Raw genomic sequence first — 23885 nt, forward strand, 5'->3', positions numbered from 1 at the left:
TCCGCCCTCCCTGTGCCCCTGGCGGGGGTGGGGGGGGTCCCCCACCCCCGCCCGGGCGGGGCGGCGCCCGCCCCCCGGCCCCGGCCGGCCGGCCGACGTGACGCCGGCGGACCTACGGCGTACTGGGTCTGCAGGCCGGATGCTCCGGCGGGCACGGCGACAGAATGGTCGAGAAGTACTGGAAGGCGGCGAACACGGCGACCGGGCCACCGATGAGGAAGGCACCGATGATGCCGCCCGCGGCGCCCAGCGTCGCCGCGCCCGCCACACAGCCGCCGATGGTGGCACCGACGAACGGAACCAGCAGCAGGGCTATCGGGCTGGAGACCAGCGCGCCGGTCGCGGCACCCAGGACACAGCCGAGACTGCCACCGAGCACCGCGCCGATCGCGCCGGCGATGGCGGCGCTCATGGTCGCGCGCTGGGTGAACACGCCCAGGGCCTGTAGATCGCGCGGGGTGAACTGCTCGGCGATCTCCTCCCCCGCCTGTTCGGGGGTGATCACCGGTGCGTGCACCGGCGCCACCGGGACGCCGCCGTCGCGTCGCGGGGTGAGAATCGCGGTGCCGCCGTCGATCCGGGCCTCGATCGGATAGGCGAGCTCGTCCTTGCGGTAGGTCAGCGGGACCGTGGTCAGCGGTGTGTCGTCCACGGCCTTCAGGATCAGCTGATCACCCGCCAGCTGCCATTTCCCGTTCGTGTCCACCACCGCGGAGGCACCCTCCTGGGTGATCTCGTAGGTGAGTTCCCGCGGTACGGGCGCGGGCTGCGCGTGGGCCGGGACGGCCGCCGCGCCGAGGGACGCCACCGCTATCGCGGCCGTCGCTACGCTGGTTCGGAGTTTCATGGTGTGTGTCCTCATCACTCGGGTCGAGGCGGACCGTCGGCGCGGGATCGCGCCGCGGACGTATCGGCGGGCGGGTTCACCGGCCCGCGGTGTCGACGAGATCGCCGGCGAGCACCCAGCGGTCCCCTTCGAACCGCTGGATCCGCATGGCCTCCATCGGGAATCCGTCACCGTCACCGGTGCGCAGGGTGATCCCGGGCAGCAGCAGATCGATCGCGATATCGTCGAGCGAACGCATCGCGTCGCGCAGACCCTCGCGGGTCTTGCAGGAGGCGGCGTCGAATGTCTTGTGGAAGCTCTGCGCCATGGCCCAGCCAACGAGGGTGTAGCCGTCGGCGGGATCGGCGTCGGGCCGGTACCGGGCCACCTTGTCCCGGTACAGCCGCATCCCGGGATCGCCGGCCCACTGCGGATCGGCCGGGTCCTTCACGAATACCGAGGTGACGACGTTCTGCACATTCGGGAAACCGACCGGGGCGAGCACACTCATGGTGCTGGAGACCTGGGTGAGGATGTGCAGCGGATTCCATTCGCGATCGCGCGCGTCGGCGGCCAGGGTCTGGGCGGCGAACTTCGGTGTCGCGAAGTTCAGCAGCACATCGGCCTTCGAACCGGCGAGGTTGCGCAGCTGGGGGTCGACCGTGGGATCGGTGACCTCGTAGCTCTGTTCGGCGATCACCCGCACCCCGCTGCCCGCGGTGGCCTCGGTGAAGCTGGCCAGCAGGTCCTTGCCGAAATCGTCGTTCTGGTAGAGCACGGCGACGGTCGCGTCCGGTCGCTGTTCTTTCACGTACCGGGCGAACACCTGCCCTTCCGCGCGGTAGCTGGGCTGCCAGCCGATGGTCCACGGATGCGCGTCGCCCACTCCCCATTGCGTGGCGCCGCCCGCCACGAAGATCTGCGGGACCTCGCGCTGGTTCAGGTAGTCCCAGACGGCCGCCGAGGTGGGCGTGCCGAGGGTGGACAGGACAGCGAACACCTGATCCTGCTCGACCAGGCGGCGGGTCTCCTCCACGGTCTTGGGGGGCTGATAGCCGTCGTCGCGCAGCAGGTACTCGACCCGGCGGCCGTCGATCCCGCCCTGTTCGGCGTTGACGTAGTCGAAGTAGGCCCGCATCCCCTCGGGAAGTGCGGCATAGGCCGACGCCGGACCGGACAGTGGGAACACGCCGCCCAGCTTCATGGCGGAGTCGGTGAGCCCGGTGGTCTGCTGGCCCTGGCAGTCGCCGGAGGCCACGGCACCACCGCCATCCTCGCGGCCCCCGCAGCCGGCGACCGCGACCAGTACCGCGGCCGCGACGGCCGCCACCCGTATCGCTCTAGTGCGCATGCGTTCTTCCTTTCCCCGCTCGGTGTCCGAGCCAGTGCGCCGCGCGGCCGACGAGTCCGGCCGCTCCATTCGGCGCGAGGTACATGACCGCGATGATCAGGAGTCCGAAGATCACTCCCGGCGCGGCCTGGTTGACGTCCTGGGCGAAACTCGGGACGAACATCACGAACAGTCCGCCCAGCAGCGGCCCCCAGTGCCCGCCGAGGCCGCCGACGACCAGCCCCGCGAGCAGCGTGATGGAGAGCGTGAGGGTGAACGAATCCGGTGAGACGTAACCGATCACCCAGATGTGGACACAGCCGGCGACCCCGGCGAACATCGCGCCCCAGGCGAAGGCCATGGTCTTGTAGAACGCCGGCCGGACACCCATCACCTCGGCCGCGACCTCGTTGTCCCGCACCGCGTGCAGTGCCCGGCCCACCCGGGACCGCAGGAGACCGGCGGCCAGCAGGTAGGCGACCACGGTGACCGCGAGCACCAGAAGGTACAACCACTGGTCCTCGGCCAGGCCGGTCCAGGCCGGCGGCCGGGGCTTGTGCAGGGTCATGCCCATGGACCCGCCGGTCACCGACTCGAACCGTTTGAGCAGTGGCACCAGGAAGACCGCGATCGCCAGCGTGACGAGGGCGAGGTAGAGACCGCGCAACCGCAGCGCCGGAATTCCGAGCGCGAGACCGAGCACGAACGCCACCGCCGCCGCGGCCGGCAGGGTCACCGCGTACGGAACATCCCACCGGTCCATCAGGACCGCCGCGGTGTAGGCGCCGACCGCGAAGAACGCGCCGTGTCCCAGCGATATCTGCCCGGTATGCCCCACCAGCAGGTTCAGTCCGAGCAGCGCGACCGCGTAGACCATGGCCACCGACAGCTGGAAGGTATGGAACGGGGCCAATTCGAACGGCGCCCAGCAGGCGACCGCCAGGAGCGCCGTGGCGGCGGGCCAGGACGCGCCGATCCGCCTCCACCGGATACGCTGTGCCGCCGGTTCCGCCGCCGGAACCGGGCGATCCGCTCCGGCGGTCGAGTGACGAATTCCCATATCGCTCATACCCTTTCCACCGCCGCGGAGCCGAACAGACCCTGCGGCCGCAGCAGCAGCACGCCGAGGATGATCACCAACGGGACACCGATCTTCAGTTCGGTACCGATCACGTCGAGGTAGGCGCCGGCCAGAGTTTCCGCGACTCCGACGATCAGCCCGCCGGCCACCGCCCCACCGGGACTGTCGAACCCACCCAGAGTCGCCGCCGCGAAGGCGTAGATGAGGACGCCGCCCATCATGTTGGGTTCCAGGAACAGCAGCGGGGCCGAGAGCACGCCCGAGACCGCGCCCACGGCGGCGGCCAGACCCCACCCGAGCGCAAGTACGGAGCCGACCCCGACACCCACCAGCCGCGCCGATTGCGGGTTCGCGGCGACCGCCCGCATCGCCAGGCCGATCCTGGTGTAGCGGAACAGCAGGTACAGCAGTGCCATCACCACCGCCACCACGACGAGCACACCGAGGCGGTCGTAGCCGGCGGTGACGCCGCCCACTCGCAGCGCCCCGTCCGGGAACGGGCCGGGAAAGGATTTCAGCTGATACGACCAGATCCAGCCCGCAGCGGCGTTCACGACGAAGAACAGTCCGACGGTGACGATCACCAGGGTGAGTTCCGGGGCACCTTCGACGGGCCGGATGACGATCCGCTCGACGAGCATGCCGCCGGCGAAGGATACGGCGACGGTGACCGGCAACGCCGCCCAGAACGGCATCCCGCTCTCGACCAGTTGCCAGGCCAGGAACGCCGAGAACATGGCGAGTTCCCCCTGTGCGAAGTTGACGATGCCGGTGAACCGGTAGATGAGAACGAGTGCCAGCGCCATGCCGGCGTACAGGGCACCGGCACTGAGGCCTTCCACGAGCTGCTGCGCGAATCCGGTCACGGCTCCACCCGATATCCCAGGTAGGACTGCGCGACCTGGTCGTCCGCCGCGATCTCGGCGGCGCTACCGGCCAGCACGATCCGCCCGCTCTCCAGGACGTAGGCACGGTGCGCGGCGCGCAGGGCCAGCGCGGCGTTCTGCTCGACGACGATGACGGTGGTTCCTTCCGCCGCGTTGACGGCTGCCACGATGCGGAACAGTTCCCGGGTCACCAGCGGCGCGAGGCCCAGCGAGGGTTCGTCCAGGAGTAGCAGCCGGGGTCTGGACATGAGGGCGCGACCGACGGCGAGCATCTGCTGCTGACCGCCGGACAGCCGGCCCGCCGGGTCACGCAATTTCTCCCGCAGGACCGGGAAGTAATCGAGGACCCGTCGCAGATCGGCGTCGACCCCGGCGCGGTCGCGCCGGGCGTAGCCGCCCAGGCGCAGGTTCTCCGCCACGGTGAGCGGCGCGAAGGTGCCGCGTCCTTCCGGAACGTGCGCGACGCCCATCCGCGCCAGTTTCTCCGGCGCACGCCCCGCGACCTCGGTACCGGCCAGGGTCACCGCGCCACGAACCGGGATCATCCCGCTCAGCGCGCGAAGCAGGGTGGTCTTTCCGGCGCCGTTGGGCCCGAGAACGGTACACACCTCACCCTCGGCCACCGACATGCCGATTCCGTGCAGCACCCGCGCCGCGCCGTACCCCGCGGTGAGATCGGTGACCGTGAGCAACGGTTGGGCGTTCACGCGGCTGTCCCCAGGTATGCCTCGACGACGGCGGGGTCGCGCTGGACCGCCGCCGGCGTACCGTCGGCGATCACCCGGCCGAAGTCCAGGCAGACGACGCGGTCACAGAGGCCCATCACGAACCCCATATGGTGTTCGACCACGAGCACGGTGAGCCCGAAATCGACGCGCAGGCCCGCGAGCAGATCGGCGAACGCGCCGACCTCCCCGTGGCTCAGCCCGTTGACGGGTTCGTCGAGCAGCAGCAGGCGGGGTCCGACGGCCAGCGCCCGGGCCAATTCGATGCGTTTGAGCGTGCCGAAAGGCAATCCGGCCGCCGGATGTGCGGCGACTTCCCGCAGCTCGAGCCGCTCGAGCAGACCGTCCACCTGGGCCCGTAGTCTGCGCTCCTCGGAGCGAACGCCCGGGAGGGACAGGCCCGCGCCGAGGAAGCCCGCGCGGGCACGGTGGTGCGCACCGACGAGGACGTTGTCCCGCACGGACATACGGGTGAACAGCCCCAGGTTCTGAAAGGTCCGGGCGATGCCGAGCCCGGCCAGGAGGTCGGGTCGTAGGGTCAGCAGATCGGTGCCCTGATAGTTCACGGTTCCGGACGTGGGGGCGCAACGCCTGGTCAAGCAGTTGAACAGGGTGGTCTTCCCGGCGCCGTTGGGACCGATGAGGCCCAGCATCGTTCCGGGGTCGACGGCGAATCCGACATCGTCGAGGGCTGTGATCCCGCCGAATCGGACCGTCAGACCGGATATGTCGAGCACAGTGCCTCCGGGTGATATGGATGAGCGAAAACATGTGTGGCAGAGCACAGTCCGCCGTACCGGCTATGGGTCAGGTCAGCGTAAGAGCGGCCGGAATGAAACACATCAGCCTTCGCGTCCCAATTATCGACGGCGGAGTTGTCCGCCGCGGACAAGCGATCCGCGCATAATTTGATACAAATACTGCCGCGTGTTGACTTTCGCCGCGCCGCCGTGGACCATCCCCCTATGTCAGCTGGATCACACACGGTCGACAGCCCACTTCCCGAACGAGTACGGGCCGAGCGCACTCGGATCACGGGCGGCATCTACGACCGCGCCGACGAGATCGCCGACCTGAGCCTCTCCGAGATGCTCGCGCAGCTCCCCGGATACGCCGGCCGCGACGCCGAATTCCGCGCCGATGTGCACGACCAGGTCGCCCGGCTGTGCCGTACCGGGCTGCGCGCGCTGCTGGACAGCCGCCGCGTCACCGCCGCCGATCTCGCCGGTACCCGGCGCGCGGCGGTGCGCCGGGCCCGCTCCGGGCTACCGCTGACCGACTACATCACCGCGTTCCGGCTCGGCCAGCAGGCATTCTGGAAATCGCTGGTCGCCCACGCCGGCAACGCGCCGGACGCCCGGGAGGCGACGCTGTCGATGGTCCTGCCACTGACGCGGTACTGCGACCTGGTGAGCACCCAGGCCACCCACGCGTATCTGGAATTCCAGCAGCACCACTCGGCCGACGCGGGCCGCGACAGCCGCGAATTGCTGGACTGCCTGCTCGGCGGCACATTGCCCGAACGCGGACCACTTCCGGCCGCGGCGGCCGCGTACGGAATCGGGCCGGCCCCCGACCGCCTCGTCGTCGTCACCGCGGCGGTATGCGGAATACGGGAACCCCGCGGCGACGCCACCGGCATCGAGGCCGCGCACCTCGTCTCCGCGGCGCTCGCCCGTACCGCGGTCAACGGCCACCGCACGCTGGCGGTCGTCCGCGACGCCGGCACCCGCGACCCCGAGGTCGTCGCCGTCGCCGCCCTCGGCCGCGCCGGCACCGTCGAAGAGCTGTGCGCGCGACTGAAGCACACCCACGAAGCCCTGGCCGGGAAGGGAATCGCGACCGCGCTCGGCGTGAGCACCGTCAGCGCCGGGGTGGAGCAGTTGCCCCGTGCCCGGCAGGAGGCCCGCGCCGCGCTCGAGCTGCTGCCGGACGACGGCGGCGTGATGGCACTGCCGGAGCTGAGCCCGTTCCGGTATCTGGTACTGCGCTCCGACGAAACCGCGCGTAATCTGGTGGATCCACGGATCATCAGGACACTCACCGAGGATCACGCCAAGGGCGCGGTCCTCGCGGACACCATCCGCGCGTTCGCCGACGCCGATATGAACCTACGCGAGGCGGCCGACACGCTGCGCATCCATCACAACACCGCCAAATACCGACTGCGGCGCATCCAGCAACTCACCGGCCGCAATATCCGCAGTGTCGCCGATCTGGTGGATCTGCTGGTCGCCCTGGAACTCCGGGCGGCTCCGCACCCGGCCGCCCGCGGTCTCTGAACTCCGCCGCATCCGGCCCGGAACCCGCCGCCGGGCAGCGTGATCGGTACGCATTCCGGTACGTCGCGACCCTCACCGCCGGACGGGTGATCGGGGGCGAAACGCCGGGCGGTTCGCATACGACTTGCCCGACGCCCTGGGTATCATCTCTCGCCAGACGCGAAGGGCGTACCGGCCGAGCGCTTTCGAGCAGGGGATTCCGCCGCGGCCGGCGACAGTCGCGCCCGGAGACCGGGCGCACGACCCCAGGGGGTACCTCGAGTGACAGGGCCGACCCGGCTGCAGCCGGCGCACAGACGCGGCAGACATGCCGCCGCCGAGACCAGCGGATCCCGGATACCCATCTACACTGCCGAATTCGCCGCCGATCCACACGGCTGCTACCGGCGGATGCGCGCCCGGTACGGATCGCTGGTTCCGGTGGACCTCGCGCCCGGGGTACCCGCCACCCTGGTCCTCGGCTACCGGACCGCCCAGCGCATCCTCGCCGACCCCACCCATTTCCCGGCCGATCCGCGTGCCTGGCAGCAGAAGGTACCCGCCGGCCTGCCCATCGTCGCGATGATGCGCCATCGCCCGAATACTCTGCGCACCGACGATACCGAGCACGAACGCTACCGATCGGCGACGGTCGCGGCCCTCGCCGGTGTCGATCCCCACTCGCTGCGGCCGATGATCGCCCGGGCCGCGGTGGACCTGATCAACGAATTCTGCGCCGACGGCGACGCCGATCTTCTCGACCGGTACGTCATACCGCTGGTGTTCCGGGTGCTCGGCGAATTGGCCGGTTGCCCGCCCGCCCTCGCCGAACGGCTCATTCCGGCACTCACCGCCGTATTCGATATGCGCACCGACGAGGATGCCGCGAACACGGCCGAGACCGCCCTGGCCGAGCTCGTCGCGGCCAAACGCGCCGAACCCGGTGACGACCTCACGACCCGCCTGGTGGAGCATCCGGCCCAACTGTCGGACGCCGAACTCGTCGACCAGTTGCTCGCCGTCTATCAGGCGGGGGTCGAGCCGACCCGCGATCTCGTCGCCAACACGCTGCTGCTGATACTGCTGGACCCGCGGTTCACCACCAATCAGGTGGGATTCGCCCCGCCCACCCGGGCGGCACTGGAGGAGGTGCTGGCCACCGATCCGCCGCTGGCGCACCACAGCATCGTCTATCCCCCGCTGCCGGTACTGATCGAGGAGGTGTGGCTGCCCGCCGATCAACCGGTGCTCATCAGTCCGGCGGCCTGCCACGACGATCCCGACCGCGCGGCCGCCCACCATCCCGGCCCCGACACGGATCTGGCCTGGGGCGCCGGCGCGCACGCCTGCCCGGCGCCGGCCCGGTCGATCGTCTACCTGCTCGCCGAAGAGGCCGTCGACCAGTTGCTGGACGCCCTGCCGGACCTCCGCCCGGCATTCGACCCGGACGAACCGGTCTGGCGGCCGGGACCGTTCCAGCGGGCGCTCACCGCCCTGCCGGTCGCCTTCCCGCCCATCCCGGGTCTGCCCGTCTTCTGAGCCGGCGGCCGCTGTTCATCGCGCGTCCTCCGGCTGCTCGCCGACCGCGGACCCCGACGGCTCCTGCCGTGCCGTCGACGGGGACCGCGGCCGAGGGTCCCACGCCGGACGCACCCCGGGCACCGCGTCCTCGACCACGTAGGAGGCGCGGGTCGAGGTCGGCGCGCCCGGACGAGTTCGCGAGACCCGCCACCAACCACTCCCGCTGGCGCGCACCCAGAATCGACTCGCCGCGGCGGAACTGGCGCGTGTCCAGCATCGTGAACTCGGCCAGATCGCCGAATCGGGAGCGCCGGTGCATCCGGATCCGCGGGCCGGAGGGCAGCTGCGCCAGGCGTAGCGGTTGGTGCTCGTAGAGCGCCTGGAACGCCGCCGCCCGGCGCGCCCGGAAGATCGGCGCCAGCCGATCGCGATCCACGGTTACCCGCGCCGCCTCGCCCGCCCAGTCGTCGGCCAGTTCGTGATCGTCCATGGTGATCAGTCACGGGAACGCGGCGTGCGCGCGCCGCAGCGCGGGATCCGCTTTGTACCAGGCGTAGTGCATTCGATAGCCGGCGAGGTCGCGTGGCTCGTGGCGCAGCCCGGGTTCGAGCGGGGCTCCCGGGTGGCCCCGGGCGATCGGATACTCGTAGAGGTAGTCGCCGAGGTGGACGACGAGGTCCAGATCTTCCGCGGCCATATGGTCGTAGGCCGTGTAGTACCCGTCGTTCCAGGCCTGGCAGGAGGCGAACGCGAAGCGTAACCGGCGGACCGGACGCCCGGACGCGGGCGCGGTCCGGGTGCGGCCGGTCGGGGAGATGGCCGGCCCGGCGCGGAAACGGTAGTAGTACCAGCGGGCCGGTTCGAGGCCGCGCACCTCCGGATGCGCCGACTGCCCCAGGGCGCGGTCGGCGACGACGGAGCCGCGATGCACGACCTGCCGGAACCGGTCGTCGTGGGCGACTTCGTAGTCGACCGTCACCGGATCCCGGCTCATTCCGCCCGACCCGTCCGGGGCACCGGGGTCGGGGGCCAGCCTGGTCCACAGGACCACCCCGTCCGGGTGGGGATCACCGGAGGCGACCCCCAGCGTGAACGGATCGCCCAGGAGCCGGGGTGCCCGGAACCGCGCGCTGCCCGCCGTCGTCCCGGCGAGCAGAACGGCCGCCGCGGCGCCCCCGGCCAGGAAGCGCCTGCGTGTGGTGTCCATGTTCTATGGACCCCGCACCCGGCCGACCTCCCCGTGGCGCCCGGATGACGGCCCGGTGACCATCGGGCGAGCGTTGCCGGAGCCTGTCGCGCGGTGGGCACCGGCCGACGGGACGGGACAGAGCATGGCTGGTGTACAGTGGCGCTGTTCGCCGGTTCTCGGCTCTGATCCCAGCAAGACCTTCGAAGTATCTGTAACTGCCGGTTACAGATAAATGCTCCCCGGTGCCGATTCCCGGACGATTTCGCCGGTCTCTCCGCGCGGTCGCCGACGGATTCCGGAACAGCGGGACCCGACATCCACACGGGAAATCTCGTCGCCCGCGAAATCGCCCCCCGCGCGAGGGATCCGGCTAGTACGGTATAGCCACCGCATTGCTGCGGGGTCAACGGGAGCGGTGAGAAAGGCGGGGCAGGATATGTTCGATCCGGTATCGTCGTCGACCGGAGTTGTTCCGTCGCAGGCTGATATGCCCGCTTCGGCACCGCGTGCCGGACAACTACCCAGGTACCTCCGCCGCGTGCGCCTCGATGCCACACCGTTGCTGATGAGCGACACGCTCGACACGCCGACTGTCACCGAGGCACCGGCGGAACTTTCCGCCGACGATCCGGCACTGGCGTTCCGCTACCGCAGCGCCGAACCGATCGACTGGGAGGGCACGGCGGTCCACCCGCTCTACAGCGAACAGTTGCCCACCGCGACAGCGACCCTCACCGTCACGCTGCTGTCGGCCACGCCGCCCGCGGGGCTGACCGGCGTCGGCATCGGCCTGTCCATGGTGGACGGGTACATCGATATCGACGGGCGCCGGCTGGCCGGAGTCGACATCTGGCGCGACGCGCTGGAACGGGGAACAACCTTCGACCTCACCGCCCATTCCCCCGGCGCGCTCTTCGTGCTGACCCCGGTCTGGGCCGACGCCGCCGGGGAACCACGGTCCTGGTCGGGAAACTACGGGATCGTGGTCGAACGCACGGACGACGACCGCACCGTGCTGTGGTGCAGCATGGGCGAGGGACCGCCGCATTTCGCAGACCTGGTGGTCGAGATCCGCAGCACCGCCGCGGAGCCACATCCACGCCTGTTCACTCCGGCGACCGGCGTCGTACCGTCGGTCTCCGTTCCCGCCACGTCCCACGGATCCGGTGGCGCGACGATTCCGCGCCCGCCCGCCGTCGGGACGAACGCGATCATCACCGGCGCCGCCCCGGGACGGTCCGGTATCGGTCCGGTCGCCGGTTCCACGCGGCCCACGACGGACAGCGGCGAATCGGAAGGCTACCCGTGCAGTCTCGCGGATCTGGTCCTCTGCCCTCCGCACGTCGACGGTACCGATTTTCTCGTCGAGCCCCTGAGCGGCACCGACGAATTCTTCGACTATTCGTCGCTGTTCGACGAGCCGGTGCCCGATCCGCTGCCCGCGATCACGTTTTCCGGTCCGGCGACCCTGCTCACGGGCCCCGAGCAGTGGTATACGCGGACCCCCGAGGCGGACGCCGATCCGGCCCCCGCCCACGGCTGGGCCGACGCGCCGGATCAGACCGGTCTGGTCCCGGTGATCAGCGGGGCGGACCTGCCGGATTACGGCCCGGAGCCGGTCCGGGCATCGCGTAGCCCGGGCGAGCCCTCTGTGTTCCCGTTGCCCTCCGCCTATTTCACCACGTCACGGGCTGCCCACCGGGTCCCGGACGACGAATCATCGGCCGTCGACGAGCCCTCGGCGGCCGATACCATCGCCGATGGCTCGCTCGCCCCGGTACCCGCTGCCGAGAGCACCACCGCCCCCGGCAGCCCGGACCGGCTCTACGATCTCGGCGCCGCCCGGTGCGCGGCCGGAGACGACGAGCAGGCCGCCCGGTGGTGGGCCGAAGCCGCCGACGCCGGGCATCTCGGCGCCGCCTTCGACCTGGGCGCACTGTATTACCGGCACGACGAATTGGATGCCGCGCAACGGTGGTGGCGGGTCGCGGCCGGGCGCCGGCACATCCGGGCCATGGCGAGCCTCGCCGATCTGCTTGAGGAACGCGGCGCCGTGCCCGAGGCACGGATGTGGCGCACGCAGGCCGTCGCCGAGGAGGTCATCGCCAACGCCGCGCAGACCACGGACTCCTTCGCGGTGCCGACCGCGGGCCGGTGAGCCGGCACCGAGCGCGCATTTCCACGGGTACCGATCATTTTCGGCGGCCTCGGCGGTCAGAGGTGGTGATACGTCCGGCAGGTCACCCCTTGACCTGAATCAAAGTCGAGGTTGTTGAGTACATGACTATGGAAACCCCCCGGCGCCCCGCCGCCCGTCTCGATTTCGGCGATCCCGTCGTCCGGACGTTCGCGCAATTGCTGGTGAACGTGCTGCTGGTGTCGTTCATCAACTTCACCGTATGGTTCGGCATCACGTTCTTCGTGTACCTGCAGACCCGTTCGGTCTTCGCCACCGGGATGATCGCCGGCCTCTTCCTGGTCGCCATGGCCGGTACCGGGGTGTGGTTCGGCAGCATCGTCGACCACCACCGCAAGAAGAGCGTCATGCAGGTGTCCGCGCTCGTCTCGCTGGGGATCTATGCCGTCGCGCTGGTCTACTATTCGATCACCCCGGCCGAGGAATGGCGTGATCCGGCGAGTGTCCGGCTGTGGGTCTTCGTGGTTCTCGCGATGAGCGGGGTGATCGCCGGGAGCCTGCGCACGATCGCGCTGCCCACCGTGGTCACCGCCATGTTCGACGAACGCCACCGGGATCGGGCCAACGGACTGGTCGGGACGACGACCGGTATCTCCCACCTGGTCACCTCCGTGGCCAGTGCGCTGCTGGTGGGCTGGAACGGCATGCTGGGCGTGCTGGTATCGGCCGTCGTCGTGCTCACCGTCGCGGTGCTGCACCTGCGCGGATTGATACTGCCGGAGTCGCTGACCCACGCCGCCGCCGCGGGCGAACCGCAGCGGGTCGATCTGCGCGGGACCGTGCGCGTCGTCCGCGGGATCCCCGGCATGGTCCCGCTGATCGTGTTCTCCGCGTTGAACAATCTGCTGTTCGGCGGGCTCATGGCCCTCATGGACCCGTACGCGCTGTCGATGATGTCGGTTCAGGCGTGGGGCGTCATCTGGGGGGCACTCAGCGCGGTGATGATCGTCGGCGGGTTGCTGGTGGCCCGCACCGGAACGTCGTCGAACCCGGTGCGCTTGATCCTGCTCGTCAATCTGGCCCTGTGGGGGGTCATGCTGATCTTCCCGATCCAGGATTCCGTCCTGCTGCTGATCGGCGGTATGGCCGTGTTCATGGTGCTCATGCCGTTCGCGGAGGCGGCCGAGCAGACCGTGCTGCAGAAGGTCGTGCCCTATCAGCGCCAGGGCCGGGTCTTCGGGTTCGCGCAGAGCGTCGAACAGGCCGCCTCGCCGCTCACCGCGTTCCTGGTCAGCCCGCTGACCCAGTTCTTCTTCATCCCGTTCATGACCGCCGGGCCGGGTGCCCGCTGGATCGGCGGCTGGTTCGGCACCGGCGAGGCCCGCGGTATGGCCCTGGTCTTCGTACTGCTCGGCCTGCTCGGTCTCCTCTTCACCGGCTACGCGCTGGGCAGCCGGCACTACCGGCGACTGAGCCGTAGCTTCCGCGGCGGCGCGGATACCGCACAGCTGATCGACGCGGCGGGTCCGGGCACCCCCGACCTCGACGCGGACCTGGGCGCGCGGCCGGAGCGACGGCACGACATACCCTGCGCGCAGGGCGCGGGAACCGCCTGACCTCCCGCGACGACGAGCCTGCGGGCCCGGTCGGCCGGCGGCACCGGAAATTCGGTGGACCGGCCCGCCGGGCCTGCCTAGGGTATGGCCTCATGGGATCTTCGGGCAGCAACGGAGTGTGCGCGGTCGGCGCCTACTACATCCGGCTGCGCACGGCGGCTCGGACTCTGCCGGTGCACCCACACTCCGCTGACCCCACCGGGTAGTCCCCACCTCGGGACCGCTCGGCGGTGATCGGCGCCGGTTCACTCGAACCGCCGCCGCCGCGATCGTTCGGCGCCACTGCGCGCCCCCCTCCTGCCCCGGCATGGGTCCGGGCGAATCAGCGTCAGTCGATTCGGCCCACTCTTCGGAGGATCCCATGTCCCGCCCTGCCCAGGGTCCGCGTACTCGCGCGTCCGCGACCCGCAAGCGGCTCTCGCAGAATTTTCTCACCGATCCCCGGATCGCTCGCCGTATCGTGCGGGCCTCCGGCATCGGCCCCGACGATCTCGTGCTCGAGATCGGTCCCGGCGACGGTATGCTCACCCGCCATCTCCTCCCCGCCGCGGCCCGGGTGGTCGCCTACGAGAAGGACCCGCACTATGCTCGCCGGCTCGCCGTGCGGTATCGCGGTGACCGCCGTATCCAGGTGTGGAACCAGGATTTCCGCACCGTCGTCGCGCCGCGTGAACCGTTCGCCGTGGTCGCCAACATTCCATTCGCGGTGAGCACCGATATCGTGCGCTGGTGCCTGGCCGCGCCGCGGCTGACCTCGGCGACACTGCTCACCCAGTACGAGTTCGCACGCAAGCACAGCGGTGACTACGGCCGGTGGACCAAACTGACCGTCACCCACTGGCCGGAGTCGGAACCGAGGCTGGGCGACCGAATCGACCGCCGGGAGTTCTTCCCGGTCCCGCGGGTCGACGGCGCGGTACTGCACATCGCTCGGCGCCCCACTCCGCTGTTGCCCGCAGGGTCCCGCGGGCGGTACCGGCGCATGGTCGAACTCGGCTTCTCCGGTGTCGGCGGATCACTCGCCGCCTCCTTGTGCCGCGTCCACCCCGCGCGCGCGGTCGCCGCGGCCTGTGCCGCCGCCGCGATACCGACCGACGCGCCGGTGGGCCTGGTGCCGCCGGACGCGTGGCTCACGCTCTACCGGCGGCTGTACGAGACGCACGGTCCCGGCCCGGGTACCGCGCACGGTTGACCCGGATACGACGACGGGGACGAACCCGCAGTGGATTCGTCCCCGTCGCCCTGGGCAACTGTCCCGGTCTACACCGGCGTGAACTCACGGTCGGCGATGTACGTCGGCCGCCGGGCCGGTGCGGCGAACGGTTCCTCCAGCGTGTTCTCGACACTGTTGAACACCAGGAAGATATTCGACCGCGGGAACGGTGTGATGTTGTTGCCCGACGCGTGCATGATGTTCGAGTCGAACAGCAGCGCCGAACCCGCCGCGCCGGTGAACTGGGTGATCCCGTACTTGTGGGCCAGGTCGGTGATATCGGCCTTGCTCGGTACTCCGATCTCCTGCTCCCGCAACGATTCCCGATAGTGGTCGGCCGGTGTCGCCCCCTGGCAGGGGACGAACGTCCGATGCGACCCCGGCATCACCATCAGGCTGCCGTTGTACGGGTAGTTGTCGGTCAACGCGATGGACAGGCTCACCGCCCGAGGCGCGGGCATGCCGTCCTCGGCGTGCCAGGTCTCGAAATCGGAATGCCAATAGAAGCCGGTACCGAACCCGGGCAGATAGTTGACCCGGCTCTGGTGGATGTACACATCCGATCCCAATACCTGCCGGGCCAGGTCCACGACCCGTGATTCCCGCACCAGTTCCGCCACCACCGAACTCAGTGTGTGCACCTCGAATACCGAGCGCACCTGCTGCGACGATTTCTCCACGATGAGCCGGTCGTCACCTCGCAGATCGGGATCGCTTGCCAGCCGGTCGATCTCGGCGGCGTACTCGGCCACCTCCTCAGGGGCCAGCAAACGATCCATGATCGCGAACCCGTCGGTATCGAACGCAGCCAGCTCCGCGTTGCCGATCCGGCCCCACACAGTCGCGTCATGCCGTTCCTGCAGCGGCAGACGCTTTGCGGTTCTGGTCGGATAGCGATCGATCCGATTGTCTACCAACGTCGTTCGTCCTTCCTCTCAGTCGGCCGGAACGGCGATCAACGGATAAACGCCGTTCTCGTCGTGCACCTCCTGCCCGGTGACAGGAGGATTGAACACGCACAGCATCCGCATCCGTGTCCGGGTCCGCACCTCATGCTTCTCGTGCCCGTCGAGCAGATACATGGTGCCCGGGGCGAGGTCGTAGGTGCGGTCGTTGGTCAGGTCGGTGAGGGTGCCTTCCCCCTCGACCAGCCAGACCGCTTCCACATGGTTCTGATAGTGGAAGACGTGGGTGGTACCGGCCTCGATGGTCGTCTCGTGGAACGAGAACCCGACTCGATCACCGCCCAGCACGATCCGCTTGCTGCGCCAGTTCTCGGCGCCGACATCGCGGTGGGTGCCGGTGATCTCCTCGGTGGTGCGAACGATCATCGGTTGTTCTTCCTTTCAGCTGCAAACGGTTTCGACGGCGTCGCTCAGAATGTGCAGGCCCTGGTCGAGTTCGTCCTCGGCGATGGTCAGCGGCGGCAGCAGCTTGACGACTTCGTCGGACGCACCCGAGGTCTCGGCCAGCAGGCCACGCTCGAACGCGACCTGGCAGACCTTCCCAGCCTGCGAGGCGTCGTCGAAGACCAGCCCGTGCACCAGGCCACGGCCCCGAGTGGACACCCCCGGAACGGCCCCGGCGATCTCGTCGAGCGCCGAGGCCACCCGCTTGCCCTTGGCGAGGGTGGACTTCTCCAATACATCATCGGACCAGAAGTGCTCGAGCGCCACCTGCGCGGTCACGAAAGACGGATTGTTACCACGGAAGGTGCCGTTGTGCTCACCGGGTGACCACACGTCGTGCTCGGGCTTGAAGAGCACCAGCGCCATCGGCAGGCCGTACCCGCCGACCGACTTGGACAGCGTCACGATATCGGGGGTGATACCGGCCGATTCGAAGGAGAAGAACGGGCCGGTCCGGCCGCATCCCATCTGGACATCGTCGACGATCAGCAGGATGCCGCGCGCGGCGCACAACGAGGCAAGGTGGCGCAGCCATTCGTCGCGGGCCAGGTTGACGCCCCCTTCACCCTGCACGGTCTCCACGATGACGGCGGCCGGACGATCCATACCCGACGACGAATCGTCGAGCACCCGTTCCATCCACAGGAAGTCGGCGGTGGCGCCGTCGAAGTAGCCGTCGTACGGCATCGGGGTGGCGTGGTTGAGCGGAACGCCGGCACCCGCGCGTTTCATGGCGTTACCGGTCACCGACAGTGCGCCCAGCGTCATCCCGTGGAACGCGTTGGTGAAGCTCATGATGGTCTGGCGACCGGTCACCTTACGAGCCAGTTTGAGCGCGGCCTCGACAGCGTTCGCGCCCGTCGGCCCGGGGAACTGGACCTTGTAGTCCAGGCCGCGGGGCGCCAGTAGGGTATCGCGCACGGTTTCGAGTAGTTTGCGCTTGGCGATCGTCGACATATCGAGACCGTGCGTGATTCCGTCGCCGGCGATGTAGTCGACCAGCGCCGATTTCAGCACCGGGTTGTTGTGCCCGTAGTTGAGCGCGCCCGCGCCCGCGAAGAAATCGAGAAAATCTTTACCGGACTCATCACGCAGCCAGGCGCCCTGCGCGGTCTCGAAAACCGTCGGCCAGGAACGGCAGTAACCTCGGACATTCGATTCGATTTCGTCGAAGATCGTCGTTTCGGCGGCAATCATGAGTGATCCCTTTCGGTTTTACGGGCGATCGGGGAAATGTGGTAGAGGTCCTCGGCAGCATGGCTGTCCGGGAAAACATCCGGCTCGAACAGTTCGCTGCGCACCATTTCGGCACCGCGCCGGCGGGCCAGTGACGCGAACATGGCGATCGAGGCGGGATTGTCGGGGGATACGGTGGTCTCCAGCGCCTCGACGGCGCCGCCGACCGGATGGCCGGGCGCGGTGACGGTGGATACCAGCCAGTCCAGCATGGCGACCCCCAGGCCGCGGCCACGCTGGTCGGCGTCCACGGCGACCTGCCATACGAACAGGGTGCCGGGCGCTTCGGGTCGCACATAGCCGGTCACGAATCCGACGACTCGGCCTTCGCTCTCGACGACTACCGAGCTGGCGGCGAAATCGCGACACCACAGCAGGTAGGCGTAGCTCGAATTGACATCCAATACTCGCGACTCGTCGGCGATCTGCCACAGTCGCGCGGCGTCGGTGATCCGCGGTGCCCGCAGGACCACGCCGGTACTGGCGGGCTCCGCATCGGTGGCGGCGGACGAAGTGGCCGAGCCGTTGCCGGCGGCGCCGGCGGTCTGCGTGGACTCAGTTTGTAAAGACATACAACTCCGATGTCTGCGTGCAGTACTTTCCCAGGCTCACGAATCAACTCCGCGGCAACTGGTCGAGCTCTTTACGGTCGTGTTACAGGCGTGTTAACGGTCCCTCTCGTTGAATAGCCGGAATTCGGGAAACGAAACGCGAGATATGGAAGGACGCTCCTCACATGCCACCCTTCCGTGGCATGCGGCCGGTGTTCCGGCGCCCCGCACCGGGCCGCCGTCCGCCCCTGCGGGGCGGCCACAACGGCGACCGGCGCACACGGCCGCGGCCCCGGCAGGCACCGGCGAATCCGCGAACGACCGGCCACGATCGCCGACCTCCGCATTCACCGGGCGCGCCGCCGGACGCGCCCGCCGCGACTCGTCTTCGCGGTACCCAGCCAGTAGATCCACCGCCCTTACCGATGCGGCCAGGGGGGTGGGCGGTTCGTGACCCAGGTCACCGGACGACGGCCCTCCCGGGTCGACGCGGTCCGGGGCCGGTCCCATCGGACCGGAGCTCGCCGAGCGGCCCCCGCCGCGCAGCCTCCAGCGACCCGTACCGAGGCCGATACGGGTTGCGCTCGTCGCGCTGCCCATGATCTACCGCTGGACGTCCAGGCGGTCACCGGGACCCCGGACGGCGGCCACGATCAGCGGATCGGCCGGAATCCGTCCGGCTCTGTCGCCGGGTCCGGGAGCGACGATCGGCGTGCCGGAAGCGCTGCTCGTGCACGGATGGGTGAGCGCGGCCTCGGCTTCCCCGGCCACTGCGACGTCGTAGCCCTCGTTCTGCGTGGCGGGGCGCACCGCACCCCGGACCCGCTCGTCGTCTTCCACGATCATCAGGTTCGCGCTCAATATTCAATCCCTTGCAGACGCACGTGGCGTGCCGCGGCGCGGGTTTTCGCATCCCCGTACCGACGCGACAGCCCGCTTCTCAGCTTACTCGAGCAACCTTTCGGTTATACGAATAGCCAGGAGGCCTGCCGGGTAAACCCCCTAAGTGAAATGCCTCACGTTCAGATGTCGCCGACGCGTTCCAAGCGGAAGAAGTTGCTGGGCGTGCCGTCGGGACGCATCTCCTGATACCGGAAGTTCAGCTTCCGGGCGTCGAAGGTTGCGAACCAGTCGGCCCAGCTGACCGGCTGGAGTACGGCCCCGCCGTAATGCGGGAAATCCAACCGCAGGACCCCCACCTCGCCGCCGTACTGACTGCCGGGCGTCGTCGCCGGGTTCGCACCGCGCCGCTGGGCCCACTGGCGGATGACCTCATGATTCGTGGTGACCATGGTTGTTCCGGGAGCGGCGGACAGGCCACCCTTCATGACGAACCTCCTTGCGGTAGGTGCGTACCTGCTCTCCCGGTGCGACCTCGGTAGCCGCACCGGCTTTCCCGTCTTGTACCCGACTTCGCACTCTTGCAAACACAGCGGACACCGAGATGTCCACTGTGTCCGCCGCTCCGCACCTCGGGCCGGAGCCGCCGCCGCAGCGGCCGTTTCGTTGCGTTGCCCGAGATTTGCCGGGACCGGCTACCGCATCATCCGGCGACGGGAATCGGGGTCAGCGCGACTGTGATGTTATCGCTGCCACCACAGACGACGGCGTAGTCCACGAGCGCCCGCGCGCCCTCGGTGATCGGCACGCCGAGAACGCGCCGGGCCAGGTCGGCCGCGCCGGGCAGATAGTTCCACAGCCCGTCGGTGCACAGCAGCAGCGAGCCGGGCGTATCCGCGTAGTAGGTACGGATACTGTCCGCGGACCACGGCTGTTGACCGGCGTCGGCTCCCAGCCAGCGCATCAGGGTGTGCGCCCGGGGATCGGCCATGGCGGCCTTCTCGTCCATGGCGCCCGCTTCCACCAATGTCTGCGCCCACGAGTCGTCCAGGGTGAGCTTCTGCGCCCCGGCCAGCACCTCCGGATGCCCGGGGCGGGCCGGCTGGTGCGCCGCGGGCTCGCCGGCCGCCAGCCAGTAGGCACGGCTGTCGCCGATATTCGAGACGGTGATCGAGATACGACCCCCTGCCTCGGTGCGCACGATCGCCGAGACATAGGTGCACGACGGTGCGTCGCCGTCGGGACCGACCAGATTGCGTACCGCCTCCGAAGCCGCCGCCATCCCCGCGGCAGTGGCCTCCTCGGCCGTACGATCACCGGCCAGCGCGGCCAGGCACGCATCGACCCCGGTGCGCGCGGCCGTGCCCGAGGCGGCCTGGGGATCCGGGGAGGAGGAGACTCCGTCACAGACCACCAGCACGATGGTCTGCGGCTCACCGTTGTCGCCAGGAACCACCGCGGCGGCCACGGCGTCCTCGTTGCGCGCGTGCAGGATTCCGCGATCGGTGACGAGACCCGCGACCCCCAGATCGGCCTCGAAACGATCCTGGACACGATGCGGATGCTCACAGGTGGGACAGCGGGGTCCCCGGCTCTGCGTCCCGCAGTTCACACACACCACTTCGGCGAATTCGTCGTCCGGGAGCGCGACCCGGTGGACACCCGAGGCCAGCGACTGCCGCGGCACGGTCGCTTCCGCGGCGGCGGCGCGGCGACGGGTATCGAACGTTTCCCGCACCCGCGGTACCGGCTCGGTCACCGCGTCGAGAATTTCCGCCGGGTCGGCGCCTCCGGCATTCGCGTCGGGGTTCATCCGGCCGCCACATTCATGAGTAGTTTCCGGTGCTCGCCGATCCGGATATTCCGGATATCTCGGGTCCGCACACCGTCCCCCTTCGCTCGACCCGTTCCGTACTGACGATCGACGATAGTACGCGGTACATCCACGAGAGAGTTCACCCGCGCTCCCGCACCGCGCGCACCGCCTTGCGCGCCGCGACCAGCACCGGATCCCATACCGGCGAGAAAGGGGGCGCGTAGCCGAGGTCGAGTGTGGTCATCTGCGCCACCGTCATTCCCGCGGTCAGCGCCACGGCCGCGATATCGACCCGCTTGCCCGCGCCTTCCCGGCCCACGATCTGCACACCGAGTAGTCGGCCGCTGAGCCGTTCCGCCAGCATCTTCACCGTCATCGCGGGCGCATCCGGTAGATACCCGGCACGACTGGTGGATTCGATGGTCGCGGTGACGTACTGCAGTCCCACGGCACGAGCATCTTTCTCCCGCAGGCCCGTTCGGGCCACCTCGAGGTCGCACACCTTGCTGACGGCGGTGCCGACGACACCGGGGAAGGTCGCGTACCCGCCGCCGATATTCGCGCCGATGATCTGGCCGTGTTTGTTCGCGTGCGTCCCGAGCGCGATATGCCTGCGCATGCCCGACACCAGATCCAGCACTTCGACACAGTCCCCGCCGGCCCAGATGTTGCCGTAACCGGTCACTCGCATGGCCGAATCGGTGAGCAGCCCGCCGTGATCCCCGATCGGCAGCCCGGCCGCGGCGGCCAGGGTCGTCTCGGGCACCACCCCGATTCCGAGGACCACCACATCCGCCGGATGCTCGCGACCGGCGGCGAACACCGCGCGGACACGGCCGTCGTCCCCGGTGCGGATCTCGGTGACCTCGCTGTCCCCGACCACATTCACGTCCAGGCCCCGGAGTGCCTCGTGTATCAGCACCCCCATATCAGGGTCCAGAGTGGACATCGGCTGGGCGCCGCTGTGCACGATGGTGACTTCGTAACCGCGCCGGATCAGCGCCTCGGCCATCTCGACGCCGATGTATCCGGCCCCGACCACCACGGCCCGCCGGCCGGTACCGGCGGCCAGCGCCGCGATGAGCGCCTCACCGTCGTCCAGCGTCTGCACACCGTGGACTCCGGGTGCGTCGATCCCGGGCAGCGCCGGCCGGATCGGCCGTGCCCCGGTCGCCAGGACGAGGTGGTCGTATCCGGTCCAGGTCTCGATGCCGGTGGCCAGCTCCCTGCTGCGCAACCGGCCCCCGGCCACATCCAGTTCGACGACTTCGTGGCGCAGGCGCACATCGATTCCGCGCGCCCGGTGTTCCTCCGGGGTCCGGGCGATGAGCTGATCGCGCTCCCGCACATGGCCGCCCACCCAGTACGGGATACCGCAGGCGGAGTAGGAGGTGAAGTGGCCGCGTTCGAACACCACGATCTCAAGATCCGCCGCGTCCCGCTCACGCCGGGCCTGGGCGGCCGCCGACATTCCGGTCGCATCCCCGCCGACGACCACCAACCGCTCTGTCATGAGATCAAACTACCCAGCCGGCGACCTGTACCACCCCAACCGCCGTCCGGCCGGGACCCCGCCCGAACGGTCGCGGGGCCCGGTCTGCGCCCTCCGGCCGGATGAACCTCGGTCGCGGCGGGCCCGCTCAGGCGGACCGTGCGCCGATACGCGGCAGGCGGCTCGCCGTGCCGCGTGCCGGGCCCCCGGATCCGGTCGTCTCGGACCCGTCGCGGCCGGTGAAGGTCAGGATGCCGTCCTCGATCGGGCTCTTACGCAGGTAGGCCCGATCGCGGAAGTAGCTGTTGACCACCTTCCACGGGCCCCCTGTCCCCTGCCGGGGCATGACCGCGTCCCCGCGCTGGATGTACCCGGAACTCAGCGCACCGCCCATCACCGAGACCTCCGATCGATCGGAATCCTGTGCCCGGACGACGAACCGGGTGTACCCCTTGTCGCGCATCCGGTTCAGCACCCGGCAGAAGTACTCGGCGGCCAGATCGGCTTTCAGGGTCCAGGAGGCATTCGTGTACCCGAGCACCATCAGGGCGTTCGGCACGCCGTCCAGCAGCGACCCCTTGTACATGACCCGGTCCCGGGTGATCACCGGTTCACCGTCCACCTCGAGCGCTACACCACCCAGGATCTGGATGGTCAGCCCGGTGGCGGTCACGACGATATCGGCCTCGATCTCCTCGCCCGAGGACACCCGGATACCCGTTTCGGTGAACGTTTCGATGGTGTCGGTGACCACCGAGGCGTCGCCCCGGCGCAGGGCCTTGAACAGGTCACCGTCGGGTACCACGCACAGGCGCTGATCCCACGGCGCGTACTCGGGGGTGAAATGGCGCATGTCCACCCCGGGCCCGACCGCCATCCGGACCCATTTCAGGAACATCTGCCGGGCCAGCGTCGGCTGCCGCCGCGACAGCTGGTAGCTGGCCTGCTGTACCGCGATATTGCGCGCGCGCCCCACCCGATAGGTGAGCCCGGCGGGAGACCCGACCTTCGTCAGCCCCACCGCCACCGGGTCCTCACCCGGGATGGAGGCGATATAGGTGGGCGATCGCTGCAGCATGGTCACATGGGCGGCCTCGCCCACCATGGACGGCACCAGCGTGATCGCGGTGGCGCCGCTGCCGATCACGACCACCTTCTTGTCCCGGTAGTCCAGGTCTTCGGGCCAGTGCTGCGGGTGCACGATCCGGCCGGTGAACGTGTCCTCTCCGGGGAACGCCGGCCGGTGGCCGTTGTCGTAGTCGTAGTAGCCGGTGGCCCCCACCAGGAAGGTACTGGTCCAGACCTCCTCGGCGCCGGTCTCTTCCTCGACGGCGCGCACCGTCCACCGGGTGTCCGCGCTGGACCAGCTCGCGGAGACGACCTTGCGGCCGAACCGGATCTTCGGCGAGACACCGTATTCGTCGGCGGTTTCGGCGATATAGCGCCGGATCCCGGCGCCGTCGGCGAGCATGCGGGTTCCGCGCCACGGCCGGAAGCCGTAGCCGAAGGAGTACATATCGGAGTCCGAGCGGATGCCCGGATAGCGGAAGAGGTCCCACGTACCGCCGACCGCGGTGCGGCGCTCCAGGATCGCGTAGCTGCGCCCGGTGTTCTCCTTCTCCAGGTGACAGGCCACATCGATACCGGACAGACCGGCTCCGATGATCAGTACGTCGACATGCCGCGTCATTGCGTTCCTCGTCTGCTCGTGCCCGGGTCGTCGCCAATCATGACAGACACCCCTTTTACCTGTAA

At 69.3% G+C, this 23885-nt stretch carries 20 protein-coding genes and 1 pseudogene; 5 read left to right on the forward strand and 16 right to left on the reverse strand.

From position 1 onward, the window contains the following. Positions 1-112: 112 nt before the first annotated feature. The 6 genes from ABZV91_RS11670 to ABZV91_RS11695 form a co-directional block, all read right to left on the reverse strand. Positions 113-847 (reverse strand): hypothetical protein, encoded by a 735-nt coding sequence (locus ABZV91_RS11670; protein ID WP_355239143.1) that lies wholly within the window; start codon positions 845-847, stop codon positions 113-115. A gap of 76 nt (positions 848-923) precedes the next feature. Then, entirely contained in the window at positions 924-2177 is a 1254-nt protein-coding gene (locus ABZV91_RS11675) for an ABC transporter substrate-binding protein (protein ID WP_355239146.1), read from the reverse strand. Then, positions 2167-3225: a branched-chain amino acid ABC transporter permease gene (locus tag ABZV91_RS11680; protein ID WP_355239149.1), complete on the reverse strand. Its 1059-nt coding sequence runs from the start codon at positions 3223-3225 to the stop codon at positions 2167-2169. The genes ABZV91_RS11675 and ABZV91_RS11680 overlap by 11 nt, the downstream gene beginning before the upstream one ends. After that, positions 3222-4103, reverse strand: coding sequence for a branched-chain amino acid ABC transporter permease (locus tag ABZV91_RS11685; protein ID WP_355239152.1), 882 nt, complete (start codon positions 4101-4103; stop codon positions 3222-3224). Before ABZV91_RS11685 ends, ABZV91_RS11680 begins: the two co-directional genes overlap by 4 nt. Beyond that, positions 4100-4831 (reverse strand): ABC transporter ATP-binding protein, encoded by a 732-nt coding sequence (locus ABZV91_RS11690; RefSeq protein ID WP_355239155.1) that lies wholly within the window; start codon positions 4829-4831, stop codon positions 4100-4102. Before ABZV91_RS11690 ends, ABZV91_RS11685 begins: the two co-directional genes overlap by 4 nt. Beyond that, positions 4828-5586 (reverse strand): ABC transporter ATP-binding protein, encoded by a 759-nt coding sequence (locus ABZV91_RS11695; protein WP_355239158.1) that lies wholly within the window; start codon positions 5584-5586, stop codon positions 4828-4830. The genes ABZV91_RS11690 and ABZV91_RS11695 overlap by 4 nt, the downstream gene beginning before the upstream one ends. Positions 5587-5814: 228 nt before the next feature. Between ABZV91_RS11695 and ABZV91_RS11700 the strand changes: the two genes are divergently transcribed. Together ABZV91_RS11700 and ABZV91_RS11705 are read left to right on the forward strand one after the other, a co-directional pair. Further along, the gene (locus ABZV91_RS11700; RefSeq protein WP_355239161.1) at positions 5815-7131 is read left to right on the forward strand and encodes a helix-turn-helix domain-containing protein; all 1317 of its coding nucleotides are present in this window, start codon (positions 5815-5817) and stop codon (positions 7129-7131) included. Between the two features lie 261 nt (positions 7132-7392). Then, positions 7393-8649 carry a cytochrome P450 gene (locus ABZV91_RS11705; protein WP_355239164.1) on the forward strand — a complete coding sequence of 419 codons (1257 nt, stop codon included), beginning with the start codon at positions 7393-7395 and terminating at the stop codon, positions 8647-8649. On the opposite strand, the pseudogene ABZV91_RS11710 reads toward ABZV91_RS11705, so the two are convergent. Then, a pseudogene (locus ABZV91_RS11710) lies at positions 8597-9838 on the reverse strand (alkaline phosphatase D family protein). The gene ABZV91_RS11705 and the pseudogene ABZV91_RS11710 sit on opposite strands and share 53 nt — an antisense overlap. A 547-nt stretch (positions 9839-10385) precedes the next feature. Here ABZV91_RS11710 and ABZV91_RS11715 point away from each other — a divergent pair. From ABZV91_RS11715 to erm, 3 genes are all read left to right on the forward strand, one after another. Beyond that, on the forward strand, positions 10386-11978 hold the full coding sequence (locus ABZV91_RS11715) for a hypothetical protein (RefSeq protein ID WP_355239167.1): 1593 nt from the start codon (positions 10386-10388) through the stop codon (positions 11976-11978). 122 nt (positions 11979-12100) lie between these two features. Then, positions 12101-13573 (forward strand): MFS transporter, encoded by a 1473-nt coding sequence (locus ABZV91_RS11720; protein ID WP_355239170.1) that lies wholly within the window; start codon positions 12101-12103, stop codon positions 13571-13573. Positions 13574-13934: 361 nt separating this feature from the next. Beyond that, positions 13935-14765, forward strand: a complete 831-nt coding sequence (gene erm, locus ABZV91_RS11725) for a 23S ribosomal RNA methyltransferase Erm (RefSeq protein ID WP_355239173.1) — start codon at positions 13935-13937, stop codon at positions 14763-14765. A 68-nt stretch (positions 14766-14833) separates the two neighbouring features. On the opposite strand, the gene thpD is transcribed toward erm, so the two are convergent. The 9 genes from thpD to ABZV91_RS11770 all read right to left on the reverse strand — a co-directional run bounded on the left by thpD (position 14834) and on the right by ABZV91_RS11770 (position 23820). Next, entirely contained in the window at positions 14834-15655 is an 822-nt protein-coding gene (gene thpD, locus ABZV91_RS11730) for an ectoine hydroxylase (protein ID WP_355239325.1), read from the reverse strand. A gap of 66 nt (positions 15656-15721) precedes the next feature. After that, a complete protein-coding gene (locus tag ABZV91_RS11735) occupies positions 15722-16117 on the reverse strand; it encodes an ectoine synthase (RefSeq protein WP_355239176.1) in 396 nt (131 codons plus the stop codon). 15 nt (positions 16118-16132) lie between these two features. Further along, positions 16133-17392 carry a diaminobutyrate--2-oxoglutarate transaminase gene (gene ectB, locus ABZV91_RS11740; RefSeq protein WP_355239179.1) on the reverse strand — a complete coding sequence of 420 codons (1260 nt, stop codon included), beginning with the start codon at positions 17390-17392 and terminating at the stop codon, positions 16133-16135. Further along, the gene (gene ectA / locus ABZV91_RS11745) at positions 17389-18003 is read right to left on the reverse strand and encodes a diaminobutyrate acetyltransferase (RefSeq protein ID WP_355239182.1); all 615 of its coding nucleotides are present in this window, start codon (positions 18001-18003) and stop codon (positions 17389-17391) included. The genes ectB and ectA overlap by 4 nt, the downstream gene beginning before the upstream one ends. 582 nt (positions 18004-18585) lie before the next feature. Further along, complete coding sequence (locus ABZV91_RS11750; RefSeq protein ID WP_355239184.1) at positions 18586-18843, reverse strand: hypothetical protein; 258 nt, start codon at positions 18841-18843, stop codon at positions 18586-18588. Between the two features lie 161 nt (positions 18844-19004). Continuing rightward, positions 19005-19310, reverse strand: a complete 306-nt coding sequence (locus ABZV91_RS11755) for a hypothetical protein (RefSeq protein ID WP_355239187.1) — start codon at positions 19308-19310, stop codon at positions 19005-19007. A gap of 215 nt (positions 19311-19525) precedes the next feature. Further along, complete coding sequence (locus tag ABZV91_RS11760; RefSeq protein WP_355239190.1) at positions 19526-20635, reverse strand: protein phosphatase 2C domain-containing protein; 1110 nt, start codon at positions 20633-20635, stop codon at positions 19526-19528. A 142-nt stretch (positions 20636-20777) separates the two neighbouring features. Continuing rightward, entirely contained in the window at positions 20778-22151 is a 1374-nt protein-coding gene (locus ABZV91_RS11765) for an FAD-dependent oxidoreductase (RefSeq protein WP_355239193.1), read from the reverse strand. Between the two features lie 127 nt (positions 22152-22278). After that, positions 22279-23820: an NAD(P)/FAD-dependent oxidoreductase gene (locus ABZV91_RS11770; RefSeq protein WP_355239196.1), complete on the reverse strand. Its 1542-nt coding sequence runs from the start codon at positions 23818-23820 to the stop codon at positions 22279-22281. Positions 23821-23885 lie beyond the last annotated feature (65 nt).

The organism is Nocardia sp. NPDC004568, assembly GCF_040609955.1.
Taxonomy (GTDB): domain Bacteria; phylum Actinomycetota; class Actinomycetes; order Mycobacteriales; family Mycobacteriaceae; genus Nocardia.